We start from the raw sequence: 14,528 nt of genomic DNA, 5'->3' as shown, positions 1-14,528 counted from the left end.
CAAAGGAGATGGCTTTTTCATCTTCTTTGCTCTTGAAACCTATTAACATCTAAAAATATGCTCACAGTTACTCAACCCATTTTGGGTATAGACATTGGAGGCACTAACATCAGGGCCGGGGTAATGATCAATAACGAGTTGCAAGATATTCGCAGCATCGAAACCCCATCTAGGGAAAGTAAAGAGTATATTTTAGAAGTCATTGCTGACTTTATTAGTGGATATTTGGATTATGATTTCTTTGCCATTGGTATTGGTATACCAGGACTGATCGATACTGAAAACGGAATCGTACTTAACCTCAGTAATATTCCTTCCTTTACCAAAGTACATTTGAAAGACTTTTTGCAGAATAGATTTGCCAAGCCAGTATTTATAAATAATGATGCTAATTGCTTCACATTAGGGGAATACAAATTTGGTTCTGCCCAAGGATATCAACATGTGGTTGGAATTACATTAGGTACAGGAGTAGGTACAGGAATCATTGCCAATGGGCACTTGTATTGTGGGCGCTATTGTGCTGCCGGAGAATGGTGTTCAGTACCCTATCTGGAAAAGGATTTTGAATTTTATTGCAGCGGTAAATTTTTTATTAGGAAATTTGGGAAAAAGCCTAAATCTCTATTTAAAAAAGCGGCTTTGGGAGATCCTGAAGCTCTAAAGGCATTTGATGAATTTGGCGTTCATTTAGGAGAATTAATCAAAAATGTACTCTATGTTTTGGCTCCCCAAGCCATTGTTTTGGGAGGATCTATCCGCAAAGCATATCCTTTTTTCAAAGATAGTATGTTTTCCAGTATTTCGCGATTCAAATATCCCACCGTAAGTTCCAATTTGAAAGTACTTATTTCGGAATTGGATGAAACAGCCATTCATGGTGCAGTAGCTTTGGTAGATGAATTTTCAGTTCCTGTAAATTCATTGTTATAGTTAAAAGGCAATAGCACCATTCTCGATTTTTACTCAGGTATTACAGCAAGACTTTTTCTCACCAAAATATTCTTCGGATTTCTATATTAGGTTTCGCCTTGGCTTTAAATTATTCGTAACTTGCGGAGAAAAAATAGCCAACTAGTTATGATTTACAATTCCATCATTGAGACCATCGGTAATACGCCCCTGATTCGGTTGAATAAAATCAATAAAGATATAAAAGGAGAAATTTTGGTCAAGGTTGAATATTTCAACCCAGGAAACTCCATGAAAGACCGTATGGCAATAAAAATGGTGGAAGATGCAGAACGTGCGGGTATTTTAAAACCTGGGGGTACAATCATTGAAGGTACTTCAGGAAATACTGGAATGGGTTTGGCTTTAGCAGGGATTGCCAAAGGATATAAATGTATATTTACCATGGCTGACAAGCAGTCCAAGGAGAAAATTGATATCCTTAAAGCGGTGGGCGCTGAAGTGATTGTTTGTCCAACCAATGTAGCTCCTGATGATCCAAGGTCTTATTATTCCGTCGCCAGGAAACTCAATAATGAAATTCCAAATTCTTTTTATCCAAATCAATACGATAACCTTTCCAATGCTCAGGCACATTATGAAACAACTGGTCCTGAAATCTGGAAGGATACAGAAGGCAAAATCACCCATTATGCAGCAGGAGTGGGTACAGGAGGCTCGATGTGCGGTACCGCAAAATACCTAAAAGAAATGAATCCAGAAATTGTCACTGTGGGTATTGATACTTATGGTTCTGTATTCAAAAAATACAAAGAAACGGGCGTTTTTGATGAAAATGAAATCTATCCTTACCTCACAGAGGGCATTGGTGAAGACATTCTGCCGAAGAATGTGGATTTTGATATGATTGATCACTTTGTAAAAGTAACAGATAAGGATGCGGCGGTAATGACAAGAAGGCTGTCAAGAGAAGAAGGACTTTTTATAGGCTGGTCTTGCGGCTCTGCTGTGCACGGAGCTCTTGAATATGCCAAAGAAAACTTGAAAGAAGGGGACAGGATGGTGATCATACTTCCTGATCATGGTACCCGATATTTGGGAAAGGTCTACAATGATGACTGGATGAGAAACCATGGGTTTCTAGAAGACAGAACATTTGGAACAGCAAGAGATATTATCACTGGGAGGAACGGAAATTACCATTTGGTAGTATCCCAAAAGTCGGATTCTGTAAAAGATGCCATAGCCATGATGAACAGTAAAAGTGTTTCCCAAATCCCCGTCATGGAAGAAGGAAATGTGGTAGGGAGCATCACAGATAATAAAATTTTAAGTAAAATCATTGAAAATCCAGCACTTAAAGATGCAGCAGTATCCGAGGTCATGGAAGATTCTATGAAATTTGTGGCCCTTGATAGCACCTTAGATGTACTCTCCTCCATGGTAGACAAAGAAAAGGCGGTTTTGGTAAGAGATGATCATCATCAAATACATATCATCACCAAACATGATATACTGGAAGCTATTACCAGGTCATAATAGGGCTATTGTTTTATGAACAAAGATAGGCTAGCCGATCTCCGGGAAAGGGGCTATGATTTTGAAATAAAAGATATTCTTGAAAGAGGACTTCAAATGTTTCTTTCCCAGCCACTGTATAGCATGGCTTACACCCTCCTGATTTTAACGATTCAAATTATTTTTGCTTCGTATTTTCCAAATTTCACACTTTTGTATGCCGTATTCCTTGCGCCTCCTTTATTTACAGGGTTTTATTACGTTGCCAATAAAATCAGTCTAAAGCAACCTGTAATTTATCCTGATTTTTTTAAAGGGTTCAGTGTGGCTTTGGTAGTTATTCCAATTTGGTTGGTCGGTCAAGCGCTCACTGCACTGGGGATTTTTGCATTTATTTTACCTGGAGTCTATTTGGCAGTAGCCTACAGTTTTTCAGTAATGATGGCCATCTTTGGAGGCTTTGATTTTTGGACAGCCTTGGAGGAAAGCCGTAAGCTGATTACCGTTAGGTGGTGGAAGTTTTTTCTTTTCTCCCTGTTTTTGATACTCATCAACGTACTAGGCGTACTCTTCTTGTTTATTGGTTTGATCGTAACATTGCCGGTCACATTTTATGCTACCTATATTTTATTTGAAGATTTGACGCTAGATATTTTTTCCGAGTAATTTAATCCAAGAGGAAGTTGTTAAAGAAGGTGCTCTTTAATCCCAGCCAGCCTAAGAAAAATAGGATGCCCCAGAAAAGGTATGTACGGTAGTAATCAACTGTTTCTTTGTACCTTGATTCAATGATTTCCGCTTTTTCCAGGTTATCGATTTCATCAAAAATGTTTTCAAGAGCGGTATCATCAGAAGCCCTGTAAAAGCGGCCACCACCAATTTCAGCGATTTCTCTTAGTGTTGTTTCATCCAAGTAGCTTTCGATCATTTGCGGTCTTCCAAAAAAATCTACCCCATAAGGTACCATACCGTCTTTGCCTACTGCAATGCTGTAGATTTTGATGTCCAGTGCAGTAGCAAGCTGTGCGGCAAAAATAGGGTCCACATTTCCAGCATTGTTTTCTCCATCACTCAATAAAATCATCACCTTTGACTTCGAATCTGACTCTCTCATCCGGTTAGTTCCCGCTGCCAATGCACTGCCTATAGCTGTACCTTTTGCATCCATCATATTAAAGGAGATATCTTTGACCAAATCTGTTAGCAGGGCATAATCAGTGGTCAAAGGAGCAAGAGAATAAGCTTCTCCTGAAAAAATCACCATACCTATTCTGTCTCCGAAACGACCGTTAATAAACGCTATGGCTGTCTCTTTGGCTGCCTCTAATCTATTGGGTTTGAAATCTTGCAAATCCATGGACTCTGAAATATCGAGGACAATCATGATATCTATCCCTTCTGTGTATTGTTCTACCCGTTCATTGGTACGCTGAGGCCTTGCAAGTGCAACTATTATCATCCAAGTGGCCAGTAAAAATAAAATCCCCGGAATTAACCTTAGGTAAGTCCATGGGTTACTCTGGGAAACACTGCCTGGAAGTGAAAGCTCCAAGACTGGGTTTTTTAAGAACTTAATAAATTTTCTGAGCAAAAAAAGCAAAGGAATGACCCAGAGCAGGTGGAGTGCCCAGAGATTTTCCCATTCAAATGAACGAAGGGTTTCTGGTGAGAACCAATAAAAAGAGAAAAAATCAGCAATACTATTGACGCTCATCTGTGAGGGTAATTTTTTGTTGGTAGGAATCTGAACAGATTTTCCAAAGATTTTGACATGCTTGGGGAAGACCATCACTTGTTTTTCCCGCGTAAATGATCATTTCAATATCCCTAAAGTCCTTAATTATTGCTTTGTTTTCCAGGAATTCAGCTATTTCGGTAGTAGTCCATTCCCTAAACGGTTTGGCCTTTAAGTGCTCCATATAGGTCTTCCAAAGCCCTAATAACTCATCAGCCTGATCCATATCAGGTTGCTTTTTAAAGGCATCTTCAGCTGCTCGCCAACGCTTCTCAAACCTCTTGTACCTTTTCTTCTCCATCCAAATGTCCCATCGCTTCTGTAATTTGTTTCCAAAGAAAAAGAACAATATGAAGCCTAAGATGACTATGCCAACTAGGATACTTATCCATAAGGGGTAATTGAAAACTGTCGGTATTGGTTGATAAACATTATTGTCTCTGAAGGCAAGTTCATCCGGAATTTGATCGATGATTAATTTTAACGTAAGGGAGGATTCCAAGGGCTCATGTTTTAGGCTATCGTACTTAAATACCTCAAAAACAGGAATTGTAAATTCAATAACCGGTTCCAATGAAAAGTTGGAAACATAATAAATAGCACTGTCCAAGGTGACCCCATCCTTGGTCGATGACATAAACGTTTTTTTCTCTAATAGAACAAAAGGAGAGTAATCATAGGTGGAGTCAGGAAATACAATATTTTGACCAGCCCCATACTTGGCTTTGAGTACGTAAGGAATGCGCTCACCCAATTTGGCAGAGTCCTGCAGGAAATAACCTTCTACAATTATTTCCTGAGCCTGTATAGACCACGGAAGGAAGCAAATTGCGAGACAAGTAATGATGTTTTTCAATTTCTTAGCCACGTTTCATGGTACGGTTTCTTCTTTTGAATAGTTCAATTAGCGGTAGTACAATATCATCTTTGGTATTGATATTGAGATAATTGATCTGATTTTTTTTACAGATTTCCTGTAAATGTATCCTTTCTACAGTAAAGGTATCGGCAATTTTTTTGGAAAATGAACCAAAAGCTGTGTTTACCCACGTAGTCCTTCCTTCTTCTTTGTCAAAAACTGGAATGATTCCCAATGATGGCAAGGCAGATTCTCTTGGATCTGTTATTTGGATGGCCACCAAATCATGTTTTTCAGCCAATGCCTTAAATGGTCTTTCATAGCCTTCATCAATAAAATCGGAGATAACAATGATAATGCTTCTTTTTTTTATGTGGTTCAAAGCAAAGTTAAACATTTCCTTCAGGTTGGTCCTAAAAGATTTATTTTCATGATGAAAGATACCCTGAATGATTTTCACACCTTGCTTAGGACCTTTTCCGGGAAGGATGATTTTTTCTTTTTGATCGGAAAATGATATCAATCCTGCCTGACTGCCATCAAATATGGCCGCCAAGGTAAGTACCCCTGCAATTTCTTTGCCCAAATCTATTTTCTTCCTACCTGCTTCACCAATGTCCTGAGACCCGGAAATATCCAAAAGAAAATAAACTGATTGGTCCTTGTCTTCCTTGAAGGTTTTGACAAATGTACCATGGCCCTTGGCAGAGACTTTCCATTCTATAGTACGCACATCATCACCATACTGATAGGGTCTTAGGTCATCAAACTCCAATCCTGCACCTTTGAATATGGAACGGTAATCACCTTGCAAGTGGTTATTTGCCACCTTGCGTATCATGATTTCATATTTTCGAAGTTTTTTCAGCAGTTGTTTCATGGACACCTCATTCAGAGGCCTAATTTAAGGGACTACTCTGAATAATAAAAAAGGTAATTGGAAACCCATGTATTCTATTCATCGAGAGGTGTGAATTTAAGATTATTTAAGACAAACATGGTTGAAACCATAGAGAAACATTCCAAATACATTTATAAATCGTATTTTTATGACGTGAAAAATATTTTGATTCTTTTGACAGTTGCACTCATGCTTCAATCCTGTAACAGGCAGCGGTTACCGGAAGGGATTTTGGATGAGGATACAATGGTTGAACTTCTCATTGATATTCACCTTGCAGAAGGCTTGGTGAGTACTTTTCCAATACACTATGATTCTTCTCGAATCTTGTACCCCTTATTCGAAAAAGAAGTTTTCAAAAAACATCAAGTGTCAGATTCAGTTTTTAGAAAAAGCCTGGAATATTACATGAGGGATACCCGGGTGATGGACAGGCTTTATGCAAGGACTATCGACTCCCTGCATGTGGTAGAAAAATCAGGCAATCAGTAAATCAATGGTATATCCACAGAATCTGGAAGAAAAAATAAACTTTCAAAAAATCAGGGAGCTGATCAAAGGAGAATGTACGGGTCCTTTGGGAATGGACTTTGTTGATAAAATGTCCTTTTCTAAAGACTTTAGATTGGTCAATAGATTACTGGATCAAACAGAAGAATTTAAGCGGCTTATAGAGTCGGGTGAATTTTTTCCTTCTTCCAACTTTACCAACATCCATCCTTTTCTTGAAAAAGCAAAAATCGAAGGTACATTTTTGTACGAAGATGAATTTCATGAAGTAAAATTAGCACTCAATACCCTGAGTCAATGTATATCTTTTTTCCTGGATCATGAGGCCGATTACCCCCAGCTTTTTGAACTTTTAGGACTGGTCAATCTCAATAATGATCTTTTGAGAGCTATTGAAAGGATCATTGATGAAAAGGGAAAAATCAGAAATAACGCTTCTCGGGAGCTATCTTTGATACGCTCCCAGATTCTTTATGAAGAAAACCGACTAAGGAAAGTTTTGGATAGGATATTCAAAGATGCTAAATCAAAGGGACTTACTCCTGAAGATGCATCCGTGACCATAAGAGGCGGAAGAATGGTAATACCAGTGCTGGCTGAGAATAAAAGGAAGATCAAAGGCTTTATTCATGACGAATCAGCCACAGGACAGACGGTTTACCTTGAACCTGCTGAGGTTTTGGATATTAATAATGAATTGAAGGACCTCGAGTATATGGAACGCAGGGAAATTCAAAAAATCCTTATGAATCTCACTGATGAACTAAGGCCTTATATCCCCGAACTTAGAAAGGCTTTTCAATTCCTTGGATTGGTTGATTTTATCAGGGCCAAGGCAAGATTTGCAATAAAAACTGCTTCCAACCGACCCAAATTGGAAAAGGCCAGGCTCCTTCAATGGCATGAGGCCAGGCATCCACTTTTGGAGATTGCACTTAAGCAGCAGGGAAAAATAATTATTCCACTCCATATTCAACTCGATCATAATAGAAGATTGCTTATTATATCAGGCCCAAATGCTGGAGGCAAGTCAGTTACTTTGAAGACGGTCGCTATGGTACAATATATGTTGCAATGTGGTCTCTTGGTTCCCATGGAACCCCATTCTATCTGTTGTCTTTTTGATCATTTTTTTATTGATATTGGAGATGAACAAAATATCGAAAATGACCTAAGTACTTACAGTTCTCACTTGATGAGTATGAAATACTTTACCCAGTTTGCCGATAAGAAGACAATACTTTTTATAGATGAATTTGGAACGGGAACAGAACCACTGTTTGGAGGTGCCATCGCTGAGGGGATTCTTTTGTCTTTGAATAAAACTGGAGCTTATGGTATTATCACCACGCATTATGGAAACTTGAAACAAGTGGCATCTAAAAATCAAGGGCTGGTAAATGGGGCCATGAGATATGATGTGGATAATTTAGAGCCCTTGTATCAACTGGAAATTGGAAAGCCAGGGAGTTCATTCGCGTTGGAGATTGCGTCTAAAATCGGTATTGCTAGGGACATCATTGAACATGCTAAAAACCAAATAGGAGAGGAACGTGTCACTTATGATCGCTTGCTGACGAAATTGGAAAATGAGAAAGTGAAATTTGAGCAGATCATTTCAGCAAATCAAAAAAAGGAACGCCTTCTGGACCAAAAGCTAAAGGAATACAATCAATTGAAAGAGACCTTAGATAAAAATAAAAAACAATACATACAGGAGGCCAAAACAGAAGCCAAAGCCCTTTTAGATCAGGTCAATAAAAAGATTGAAGCATCCATCAAAGAAATCAAACAAAGCAAAGCTGATAGCGAAGTCTCTAAAAAAGTAAGGGCTGAGCTTGAGGTACTCAAAAAAGAGGTAAAACCAGAAAAGCCTTTGATTCCGGTTGCTGAAGTAAAGGTGATTGGAGGAGAAATCAAAGAAGGAGACCATGTGCGCTTGAAAGATAATGGGGCAATAGCACAAGTACTGGTACTGAAAAATAAGGTAGCAGAAATAAGTATTGGGGATTTAAAATCTACTGTAAAATTAAACCGGCTTGAGAAAATTTCTCAAGGTGAAGTCAAAAAAGAAAAGAAGTCATTAGCCAAGAGAACTGGTTTTGATACCCACAGTAAAATGTTGGATTTTTCTCCCAATCTGGATATTCGCGGCAAAAGGGGAGAGGAAATACTTCCATTCGTCCAAAACTTTATTGACGATGCATATATGTTGGGATTGAAAGATCTTAGAATCGTGCATGGGAAAGGGGATGGGATTTTAAGGGATATCACCAGAAATATCCTAAGGGGAATGAAGCAGGTCGGTAAATTGGAGGATGAGCATGCTGATAGGGGTGGAGCAGGCGTTACGTTGGTTACCCTAAAGGTTTAAAAAAACTTATAGCGAACTACTTAGTTTTAATAAAACTAATAGGCTTAGGTATTATTGCCTTGTCAGGTTGAACACATAGCTTCCTGCGATAGCATTTACCCTTGCTTCAGGAATTGGAATATTGAATTGTAACCTGAGATTATTTCCCGATCTGGTAAAAGTAATTTCTTGGCCCGAAGCAGGTGAAGAACCTGTTAAAATGATTCTTTCAATACTTCCTGAAGCAAAATTCCAATTACCGCTTGCGTCAAATAAACTGTTGCCATTGCTTGTTTGATAAGTCTTACTGGAATTATTTGCAGAAAAAGTAATTGTAAAGTTTTGATATATATTGGTTTCTGAACGGCCGTCCCGTTGAACTGAGCCACCATTTGCAATACCCCACACTTCAGATCCACTTCCTGCCAGATCTTCAATTGCCAATTCTTCCGGGGTCTTCTGAGGCTCAGGGTCAGTGCTTTTTTCACCACATGCAAAAGAAAGGGTCAGTATGCTTAAAAGGATAAAAAGCTTATAAAAAGGATGCTTCATATAAAATAATATTAAGTATTTTCAGTAAAATTAAATATTAGATTCGATTTTCAAAGCCTTTGACTTAGCTTATAATCTTCTACGTGAATTTTTTGGTGACAAAAACCATACTCTCTGGGGTCATTGGAACAAATCAATAAGGTCTTTCCCTTGCCATAACTTCCTATCAATTCCAAATACCATAAAACTCCTTTTTCATCTAGATTGGAGGTAGGCTCATCCAAGAGAACCAATGGGACGTCTGAAAAGAGACAAAGCCCAAGTTTTAGCCGTTGTTTCATGCCACTGCTGAACTGATTGATGGGCTTAAATTTGTGATCCTTTAGGTACATTTTATCCATCATTTCATCAAATGACATTTCATTGAAAGGTCTTTTGAATTTAAAGTGAAATTGGAGCAATTCAAGTAATTGAAATTCTTCCGGTAATTCAAGATAAGGAGCGCTGATGACCAGGTGGTTAAAAATATCTGCGTCATTGACTTCCTGATTTTTCCAGTGGAAATAGACATTTCCCTCTGTAAGCGGATTCAGACCTGCTATGCATTTGAGCAAAGTCGACTTGCCTGAGCCATTGCTTCCGGTTATGGCAATGGCTTCACCTTCCGGTATCACAGTGGTCAGACTTTTAAAAATCCAATCGTACTGAAAACGTTTACCTGCTGATTCCAGCCTTATCTCCATAGGACTAACTGATGTATCCTTTCATTACTCCCCTTTCGGAAGAGCGGATAAAATTCACTATCTCGTCTCTTTCTTTCGTAGCTGGAAGATTGATCTCAATTTCTTCCAAAGCCCTGCTGTTATTCAGACTATTGAGAAAAAGATATCGGTACACTTCCTGAATAAGACTGATGGTTTCAGAGGAGAAGCCTCTTCTCCTAAGCCCAAGGCTATTCACTCCTGCATAACTCAAAGGCTCTCTGGCTGCTTTTGTGTAAGGAGGGACATCTTTTCTCACCAAAGATCCCCCAGAAATCATGGAATGCATTCCGATTTTAACAAACTGATGAATGGCGCTGCTTCCACCAATAATGGCCCAATCATCTATAATTACATGCCCTGCTACCTGCACTGCATTAGCAATAATAACGTTATTGCCTACGATACAGTCATGGGCAATATGTACATATGCCATAAGCAAGCAATTACTCCCCACTTTGGTGGTTTTCTTTTCCAAAGTCCCCCTGCTAATGGTGACGCATTCCCTTATGGTGGTATCGTCTCCTATTTCTACAGTAGACTTTTCTCCTTGAAATTTTAAGTCTTGTGGGATGGCAGCGATCACTGCTCCTGGGAAAATCTTACAATTTTTACCAATCCTTGTCCCTGGAAATATAGTAACATTGGATCCTATCCATGTGCCTTCGCCTATTTCTACATCTTCATGTATCATGGTGAATGGGTCAATGTGTACTTTTTGACCAATTTTGGAGCTTTCGTGGATTTGGGCGAGTTGACTGATCATGATTCTTTTCTTACAATACTTGCGGTCATTACTGCTTCACAAACCAAGGTGTTTCCTACAAAAGCTTCTCCTTTCATTTTGGCTATACCCCTTCTAATAGGAGCCAAGAGTTCGCATTTGAAGACGATAGTATCTCCAGGAAGTACCATTTTCCTAAATTTGCAGCTCTCTATTCCGAGAAAATATGTCCAATAATTCTCTGGATCTTTTACGGTACTGAGGACTAAAATCCCCCCAGTTTGAGCCATTGCTTCCACTTGTAACACACCAGGCATTACAGGGTTATTGGGGAAATGTCCCATAAAGAAGGGCTCATTGATTGTGACATTTTTGACACCTGCTACTGTGGTGTCATCCAAATAGATTATTTTGTCCAAGAGCTGGAATGGATACCTATGAGGTAGTATATTACTGATCTGATTGATATCCATTACAGGTGGCAATTTTGGATCATAATGAGGGATATGGCTAGGGCCTATTTTTTCCCAAGCCCGTTTCAATTTTTTGGCAAAAGCTACATTTGCAGCATGACCTGGTCTGGCGGCAAGGATCTGCGCCTTTAAAGGTCTTCCAACCAAAGCAAGATCACCAACGACATCCAATAATTTATGACGAGCAGGTTCATTTTTGTATCTTAATTCGACATTGTTCAGAATCCCCTCTTTACGGACCTCAACTTTTTCTTTATTGAACATTTTAGCCAAATTATTCAGTTCAGAATCTTCAATGATTCTGTCCACCACAACTATGGCATTGTTTAAGTCTCCCCCTTTGATCAGGTTTTGGTTATAGAGCATTTCAAGTTCATGCAAAAAACAAAAAGTCCTACAAGAGGCGATTTCATTTTTGAATTGACTGATATTGGTTATCGAGGCATGCTGGCTTCCCAATACCGGGGAATTGTAATCCACCATGACTGTTACCCGATAATCATCCAAGGGCAAAGCCGCAAGTTCCACTTCTCTGGATGGATCTCTGTAACTGATGCTTTCAGGAACCTCAAAAAATCTTCTGAGTGCGTTCTGCTCTTCCATACCGGCATTTTCCAAAACTTCAATAAACTGGATCGAAGAACCATCCAAAATAGGAGGTTCAGGGCCATCCAATTGCATCAGAATATTATCAATCTCCAATCCAACTAAGGCTGCAAGCACATGTTCAACTGTAAATACCCTTGCCCCGCTTTGTTCAAGTGTAGTCCCTCGGGATACATCCACCACATTGTCCACGTCCGCATCAATGATGGGCATGCCTTCCAGGTCAATCCTCTGGAATTTGAAACCGTGATTAGCTGGAGCAGGTAAAAAGGTTAAATTAGAAATGACTCCTGTGTGGAGACCTACACCTGAAACTGTTACTTGTTTTTTAATCGTATGTTGTTTTACCCTCATCGGATTTTATTGTGCTAAAGTTAAAAGGCTTACAAAGTTATTGTTTTTTTTCCAGTTCCCTTAAACGGTCCTGAAGAGATGGTAAGTTTTTGAAAATGGAATAGGATTTTAAGAATTCTTTAATCTCCATTCCCATATATCCAAAAATAGTTTTTCCCGAACCTTCAATGCTTCTTGTAATTCCAGTTTTGGCGCCTATTGTTGTTTTATCCGCGATTTTTATGTGGCCTACAAGTCCTACCTGACCTGCGATCACACAATTATTTCCTATTTCTGTTGACCCCGAAATACCTGTCTGAGAAGCAATTACAGTGTGCTTTCCTACAACCACATTATGTGCTATTTGCACTAAATTATCGATTTTTGCACCTTCTTTAATGATTGTACTTCCCATAGTTGCCCGGTCCACAGTGGTATTGGCTCCTATACTTACATGACTTTCAATAATTACATTCCCTATTTGTGGGATTGCCTTATAGCTCCCATTATCTTGAGGAGCAAATCCAAAACCATCAGAGCCAATTACTGCATTGGGGTGAATTTCACAATGGCTTCCGATTGTGGTATCATCTAAAATTCTTGCACCTACATGAATAATTGTATGATCCCCTATGCTTACATTGTCGCCAATATACACATGGGGATGGATTTTCACACCTATTCCTATGGAACAGTTCTTACCTACATAAGAAAAAGCGCCCCTATATCCAGCATCTCCCTGAGAACTTGAAGTATGAAAATGTGAAGGTTCTTCTATTCCGGTTTTACTCATTTTACTCAACTTGGAATAGGCTTCCAATAATTGGGTAAAGCCTGTGTAAGCATTTTTTACCCGAATAAGTTGACAAGAAATTGGTTTGGATGGCTTGAAATCCTCGGATACGATTACAGCAGTAGCTGAGGTTGTATAGATAAATGGCTCGTATTTTTCATTGGAAAGAAAACTGATGCCACCAGGTTTGCCCTCTTGGATTTTATCCAGTCTGTAAACCTTTAGGTTTTCGTTTCCCTCTACTTTCCCATCGAGAATCGTTGCAATCTGTTCTAGGGTGAATTCCATGCTTAATTTGGTACAATTTGGCTATAAAATTAAACTTTTAGCTTGACATACGTAATGCTTTTTTACAATTTTGCTCATGGCTTTAATGTTAGGTAGATCGGCAGCCTGAGCCACGTCAATTATTTTCCCCTTTTTGGTTAGAATATGGATGCGTTCTTTATTCAAATAGGCATGATTGCTAATTGAACCATGAGTAAAGAAATAATGCAAGTCCTGTTCAGGTATTCCTAGTTTTTTCAGGGTTTTGTTTTTCAAAGATTCCAATTCTTCGGCTTCGAATGCTTCGTTTCTCAAAGAAATCTTATAGAGCTTCCTGGTAAGAAACATATTGGAAATATTTCGCAGGATGTAATCAGGTTCGTTTTTCCAGTGTTTGATCCCTCCCCATATGTCGAAATCATCCAAACCTAGAAAAGCCTTTAATAAATCCGGGGATTCTTCGAAGTCTTTCAATCTGAAATCATTTTCCAGAAAATGAAGCAGATCTTCAGAAGCTTTCACTTTTCCTCTGCTTTGTTGAATCTCTTTGGCCCTAATGATGAGGTTGATGAGCATTTTTTCTGCAGAAACGGTAGTTTTATGCAGATAAACCTGCCAATACATCAACCTCCTCGCGCTAAGAAAATTTTCAATGCTGTACAACCCCTTCTCTTCAACGACCAATTGGTCGTTTTTGATGTTCATCATTTTAATGATTCGGTCTGCTCCAATGGTTCCTTCAGAAACTCCTGTAAAAAAACAGTCTCTTTGAAGATAATCCAGGCGGTCTATATCCAATTGACTGGCTACCAATTGGTGAAAAAATTTTCTTTCATATTGGTTTTCAAAAATTTTAAGAGCAAGATTCAAGCTTCCACAAAATTCTTTGTTCATGGCTTGAATTACCAATAATGAAACTGATTCATGGGGAATATTTTGTAGCAGGCTAAATTCCAAAGCGTGGGAAAATGGCCCGTGGCCTACGTCATGAAGTAAAATGGCAATCAAGGCAGCTTCATATTCCTCATCTGAGATTTCATTCCCTTTATTTCGTAAATTGTCCAAAGTGATACTCATGAGGTGCATAGCGCCTATGGCATGATGGAAACGTGTATGCAAAGCACCGGGATAGACAAAGTCAGTTAAACCAAGTTGCTTGATACGACGTAACCTTTGAAAGAAGGGATGGTCAATTATCGAAAAAATCAGCTCGCTGGGTATGGTAATAAATCCGTAAACAGGATCATTCAATATTTTGTGGCTTTTCAATGTCTCAGACATTTGATTGGTT

General features: G+C 38.9%; 14 protein-coding genes. 5 read left to right on the top strand and 9 right to left on the bottom strand.

What is annotated here, in order from left to right; translation table 11 throughout:
• Positions 1-57 precede the first annotated feature (57 nt).
• The 3 genes from QZT73_RS10860 to QZT73_RS10850 all read left to right on the top strand — a co-directional run bounded on the left by QZT73_RS10860 (position 58) and on the right by QZT73_RS10850 (position 3,096).
• Positions 58-933, top strand: coding sequence for an ROK family protein (locus QZT73_RS10860; protein WP_291788115.1), 876 nt, complete (start codon positions 58-60; stop codon positions 931-933).
• Positions 934-1,080: 147 nt separating this feature from the next.
• The gene (locus QZT73_RS10855; protein WP_291788114.1) at positions 1,081-2,451 is read left to right on the top strand and encodes a cystathionine beta-synthase; all 1,371 of its coding nucleotides are present in this window, start codon (positions 1,081-1,083) and stop codon (positions 2,449-2,451) included.
• A gap of 15 nt (positions 2,452-2,466) precedes the next feature.
• Positions 2,467-3,096, top strand: a complete 630-nt coding sequence (locus tag QZT73_RS10850; protein ID WP_291779993.1) for a hypothetical protein — start codon at positions 2,467-2,469, stop codon at positions 3,094-3,096.
• Between the two features lies 1 nt (position 3,097).
• Here the strand turns inward: QZT73_RS10850 and QZT73_RS10845 are convergent, their stop codons facing one another.
• From QZT73_RS10845 to QZT73_RS10835, 3 genes are read right to left on the bottom strand one after another with little or no spacing between them, the layout of a single operon-like run.
• Positions 3,098-4,144 carry a VWA domain-containing protein gene (locus tag QZT73_RS10845; protein ID WP_291779996.1) on the bottom strand — a complete coding sequence of 349 codons (1,047 nt, stop codon included), beginning with the start codon at positions 4,142-4,144 and terminating at the stop codon, positions 3,098-3,100.
• A complete protein-coding gene (locus tag QZT73_RS10840) occupies positions 4,131-5,033 on the bottom strand; it encodes a hypothetical protein (RefSeq protein ID WP_291779999.1) in 903 nt (300 codons plus the stop codon). The genes QZT73_RS10845 and QZT73_RS10840 overlap by 14 nt, the downstream gene beginning before the upstream one ends.
• Positions 5,026-5,904 carry a DUF58 domain-containing protein gene (locus QZT73_RS10835; RefSeq protein ID WP_291780001.1) on the bottom strand — a complete coding sequence of 293 codons (879 nt, stop codon included), beginning with the start codon at positions 5,902-5,904 and terminating at the stop codon, positions 5,026-5,028. Before QZT73_RS10835 ends, QZT73_RS10840 begins: the two co-directional genes overlap by 8 nt.
• A gap of 210 nt (positions 5,905-6,114) precedes the next feature.
• On the opposite strand from QZT73_RS10835, the gene QZT73_RS10830 reads away from it, so the two are divergent.
• Both QZT73_RS10830 and QZT73_RS10825 read left to right on the top strand, forming a co-directional pair.
• Positions 6,115-6,417, top strand: coding sequence for a DUF4296 domain-containing protein (locus QZT73_RS10830; protein ID WP_291780004.1), 303 nt, complete (start codon positions 6,115-6,117; stop codon positions 6,415-6,417).
• 4 nt (positions 6,418-6,421) lie between these two features.
• On the top strand, positions 6,422-8,809 hold the full coding sequence (locus QZT73_RS10825; protein WP_291788111.1) for a Smr/MutS family protein: 2,388 nt from the start codon (positions 6,422-6,424) through the stop codon (positions 8,807-8,809).
• Between the two features lie 51 nt (positions 8,810-8,860).
• On the opposite strand, the gene QZT73_RS10820 is transcribed toward QZT73_RS10825, so the two are convergent.
• The 6 genes from QZT73_RS10820 to QZT73_RS10795 are packed head-to-tail and all read right to left on the bottom strand — an operon-like array spanning position 8,861 to position 14,518.
• Positions 8,861-9,340: a hypothetical protein gene (locus tag QZT73_RS10820; protein WP_291783737.1), complete on the bottom strand. Its 480-nt coding sequence runs from the start codon at positions 9,338-9,340 to the stop codon at positions 8,861-8,863.
• A 50-nt stretch (positions 9,341-9,390) separates the two neighbouring features.
• Positions 9,391-10,023 carry an ATP-binding cassette domain-containing protein gene (locus tag QZT73_RS10815; protein ID WP_291783735.1) on the bottom strand — a complete coding sequence of 211 codons (633 nt, stop codon included), beginning with the start codon at positions 10,021-10,023 and terminating at the stop codon, positions 9,391-9,393.
• 4 nt (positions 10,024-10,027) lie between these two features.
• Complete coding sequence (lpxA, locus tag QZT73_RS10810) at positions 10,028-10,807, bottom strand: acyl-ACP--UDP-N-acetylglucosamine O-acyltransferase (RefSeq protein WP_291783733.1); 780 nt, start codon at positions 10,805-10,807, stop codon at positions 10,028-10,030.
• Complete coding sequence (locus QZT73_RS10805) at positions 10,804-12,198, bottom strand: bifunctional UDP-3-O-[3-hydroxymyristoyl] N-acetylglucosamine deacetylase/3-hydroxyacyl-ACP dehydratase (RefSeq protein WP_291783731.1); 1,395 nt, start codon at positions 12,196-12,198, stop codon at positions 10,804-10,806. The genes lpxA and QZT73_RS10805 overlap by 4 nt, the downstream gene beginning before the upstream one ends.
• 37 nt (positions 12,199-12,235) lie before the next feature.
• A complete protein-coding gene (gene lpxD, locus QZT73_RS10800; protein ID WP_291788108.1) occupies positions 12,236-13,258 on the bottom strand; it encodes a UDP-3-O-(3-hydroxymyristoyl)glucosamine N-acyltransferase in 1,023 nt (340 codons plus the stop codon).
• A 21-nt stretch (positions 13,259-13,279) separates the two neighbouring features.
• On the bottom strand, positions 13,280-14,518 hold the full coding sequence (locus QZT73_RS10795; RefSeq protein WP_291782878.1) for an HD domain-containing protein: 1,239 nt from the start codon (positions 14,516-14,518) through the stop codon (positions 13,280-13,282).
• Between the last annotated feature and the right edge of the window lie 10 nt (positions 14,519-14,528).

The organism is Cecembia sp., assembly GCF_007126775.1.
In the GTDB taxonomy this organism is placed as follows: Bacteria; Bacteroidota; Bacteroidia; order Cytophagales; family Cyclobacteriaceae; genus Cecembia.
The sequence above is the reverse complement of the archived record's forward strand: the minus strand, read 5'-3'. Positions and strand labels throughout refer to the sequence as shown.

Bases quoted from the DNA above. Each gene is read 5' to 3' on its own strand.
- QZT73_RS10820 (WP_291783737.1), bottom strand. From the start codon at position 9,340: ATGAAGCATCCTTTTTATAAGCTTTTTATCCTTTTAAGCATACTGACC.
- QZT73_RS10815 (WP_291783735.1), bottom strand. From the start codon at position 10,023: ATGGAGATAAGGCTGGAATCAGCAGGTAAACGTTTTCAGTACGATTGG.
- QZT73_RS10795 (WP_291782878.1), bottom strand. From the start codon at position 14,518: ATGTCTGAGACATTGAAAAGCCACAAAATATTGAATGATCCTGTTTAC.
- QZT73_RS10805 (WP_291783731.1), bottom strand. From the start codon at position 12,198: ATGAGGGTAAAACAACATACGATTAAAAAACAAGTAACAGTTTCAGGT.
- QZT73_RS10825 (WP_291788111.1), top strand. From the start codon at position 6,422: ATGGTATATCCACAGAATCTGGAAGAAAAAATAAACTTTCAAAAAATC.
- lpxD (WP_291788108.1), bottom strand. From the start codon at position 13,258: ATGGAATTCACCCTAGAACAGATTGCAACGATTCTCGATGGGAAAGTA.
- QZT73_RS10845 (WP_291779996.1), bottom strand. From the start codon at position 4,144: ATGAGCGTCAATAGTATTGCTGATTTTTTCTCTTTTTATTGGTTCTCA.
- QZT73_RS10850 (WP_291779993.1), top strand. From the start codon at position 2,467: ATGAACAAAGATAGGCTAGCCGATCTCCGGGAAAGGGGCTATGATTTT.
- QZT73_RS10835 (WP_291780001.1), bottom strand. From the start codon at position 5,904: ATGAAACAACTGCTGAAAAAACTTCGAAAATATGAAATCATGATACGC.
- QZT73_RS10860 (WP_291788115.1), top strand. From the start codon at position 58: ATGCTCACAGTTACTCAACCCATTTTGGGTATAGACATTGGAGGCACT.
- QZT73_RS10830 (WP_291780004.1), top strand. From the start codon at position 6,115: ATGCTTCAATCCTGTAACAGGCAGCGGTTACCGGAAGGGATTTTGGAT.
- lpxA (WP_291783733.1), bottom strand. From the start codon at position 10,807: ATGATCAGTCAACTCGCCCAAATCCACGAAAGCTCCAAAATTGGTCAA.
- QZT73_RS10855 (WP_291788114.1), top strand. From the start codon at position 1,081: ATGATTTACAATTCCATCATTGAGACCATCGGTAATACGCCCCTGATT.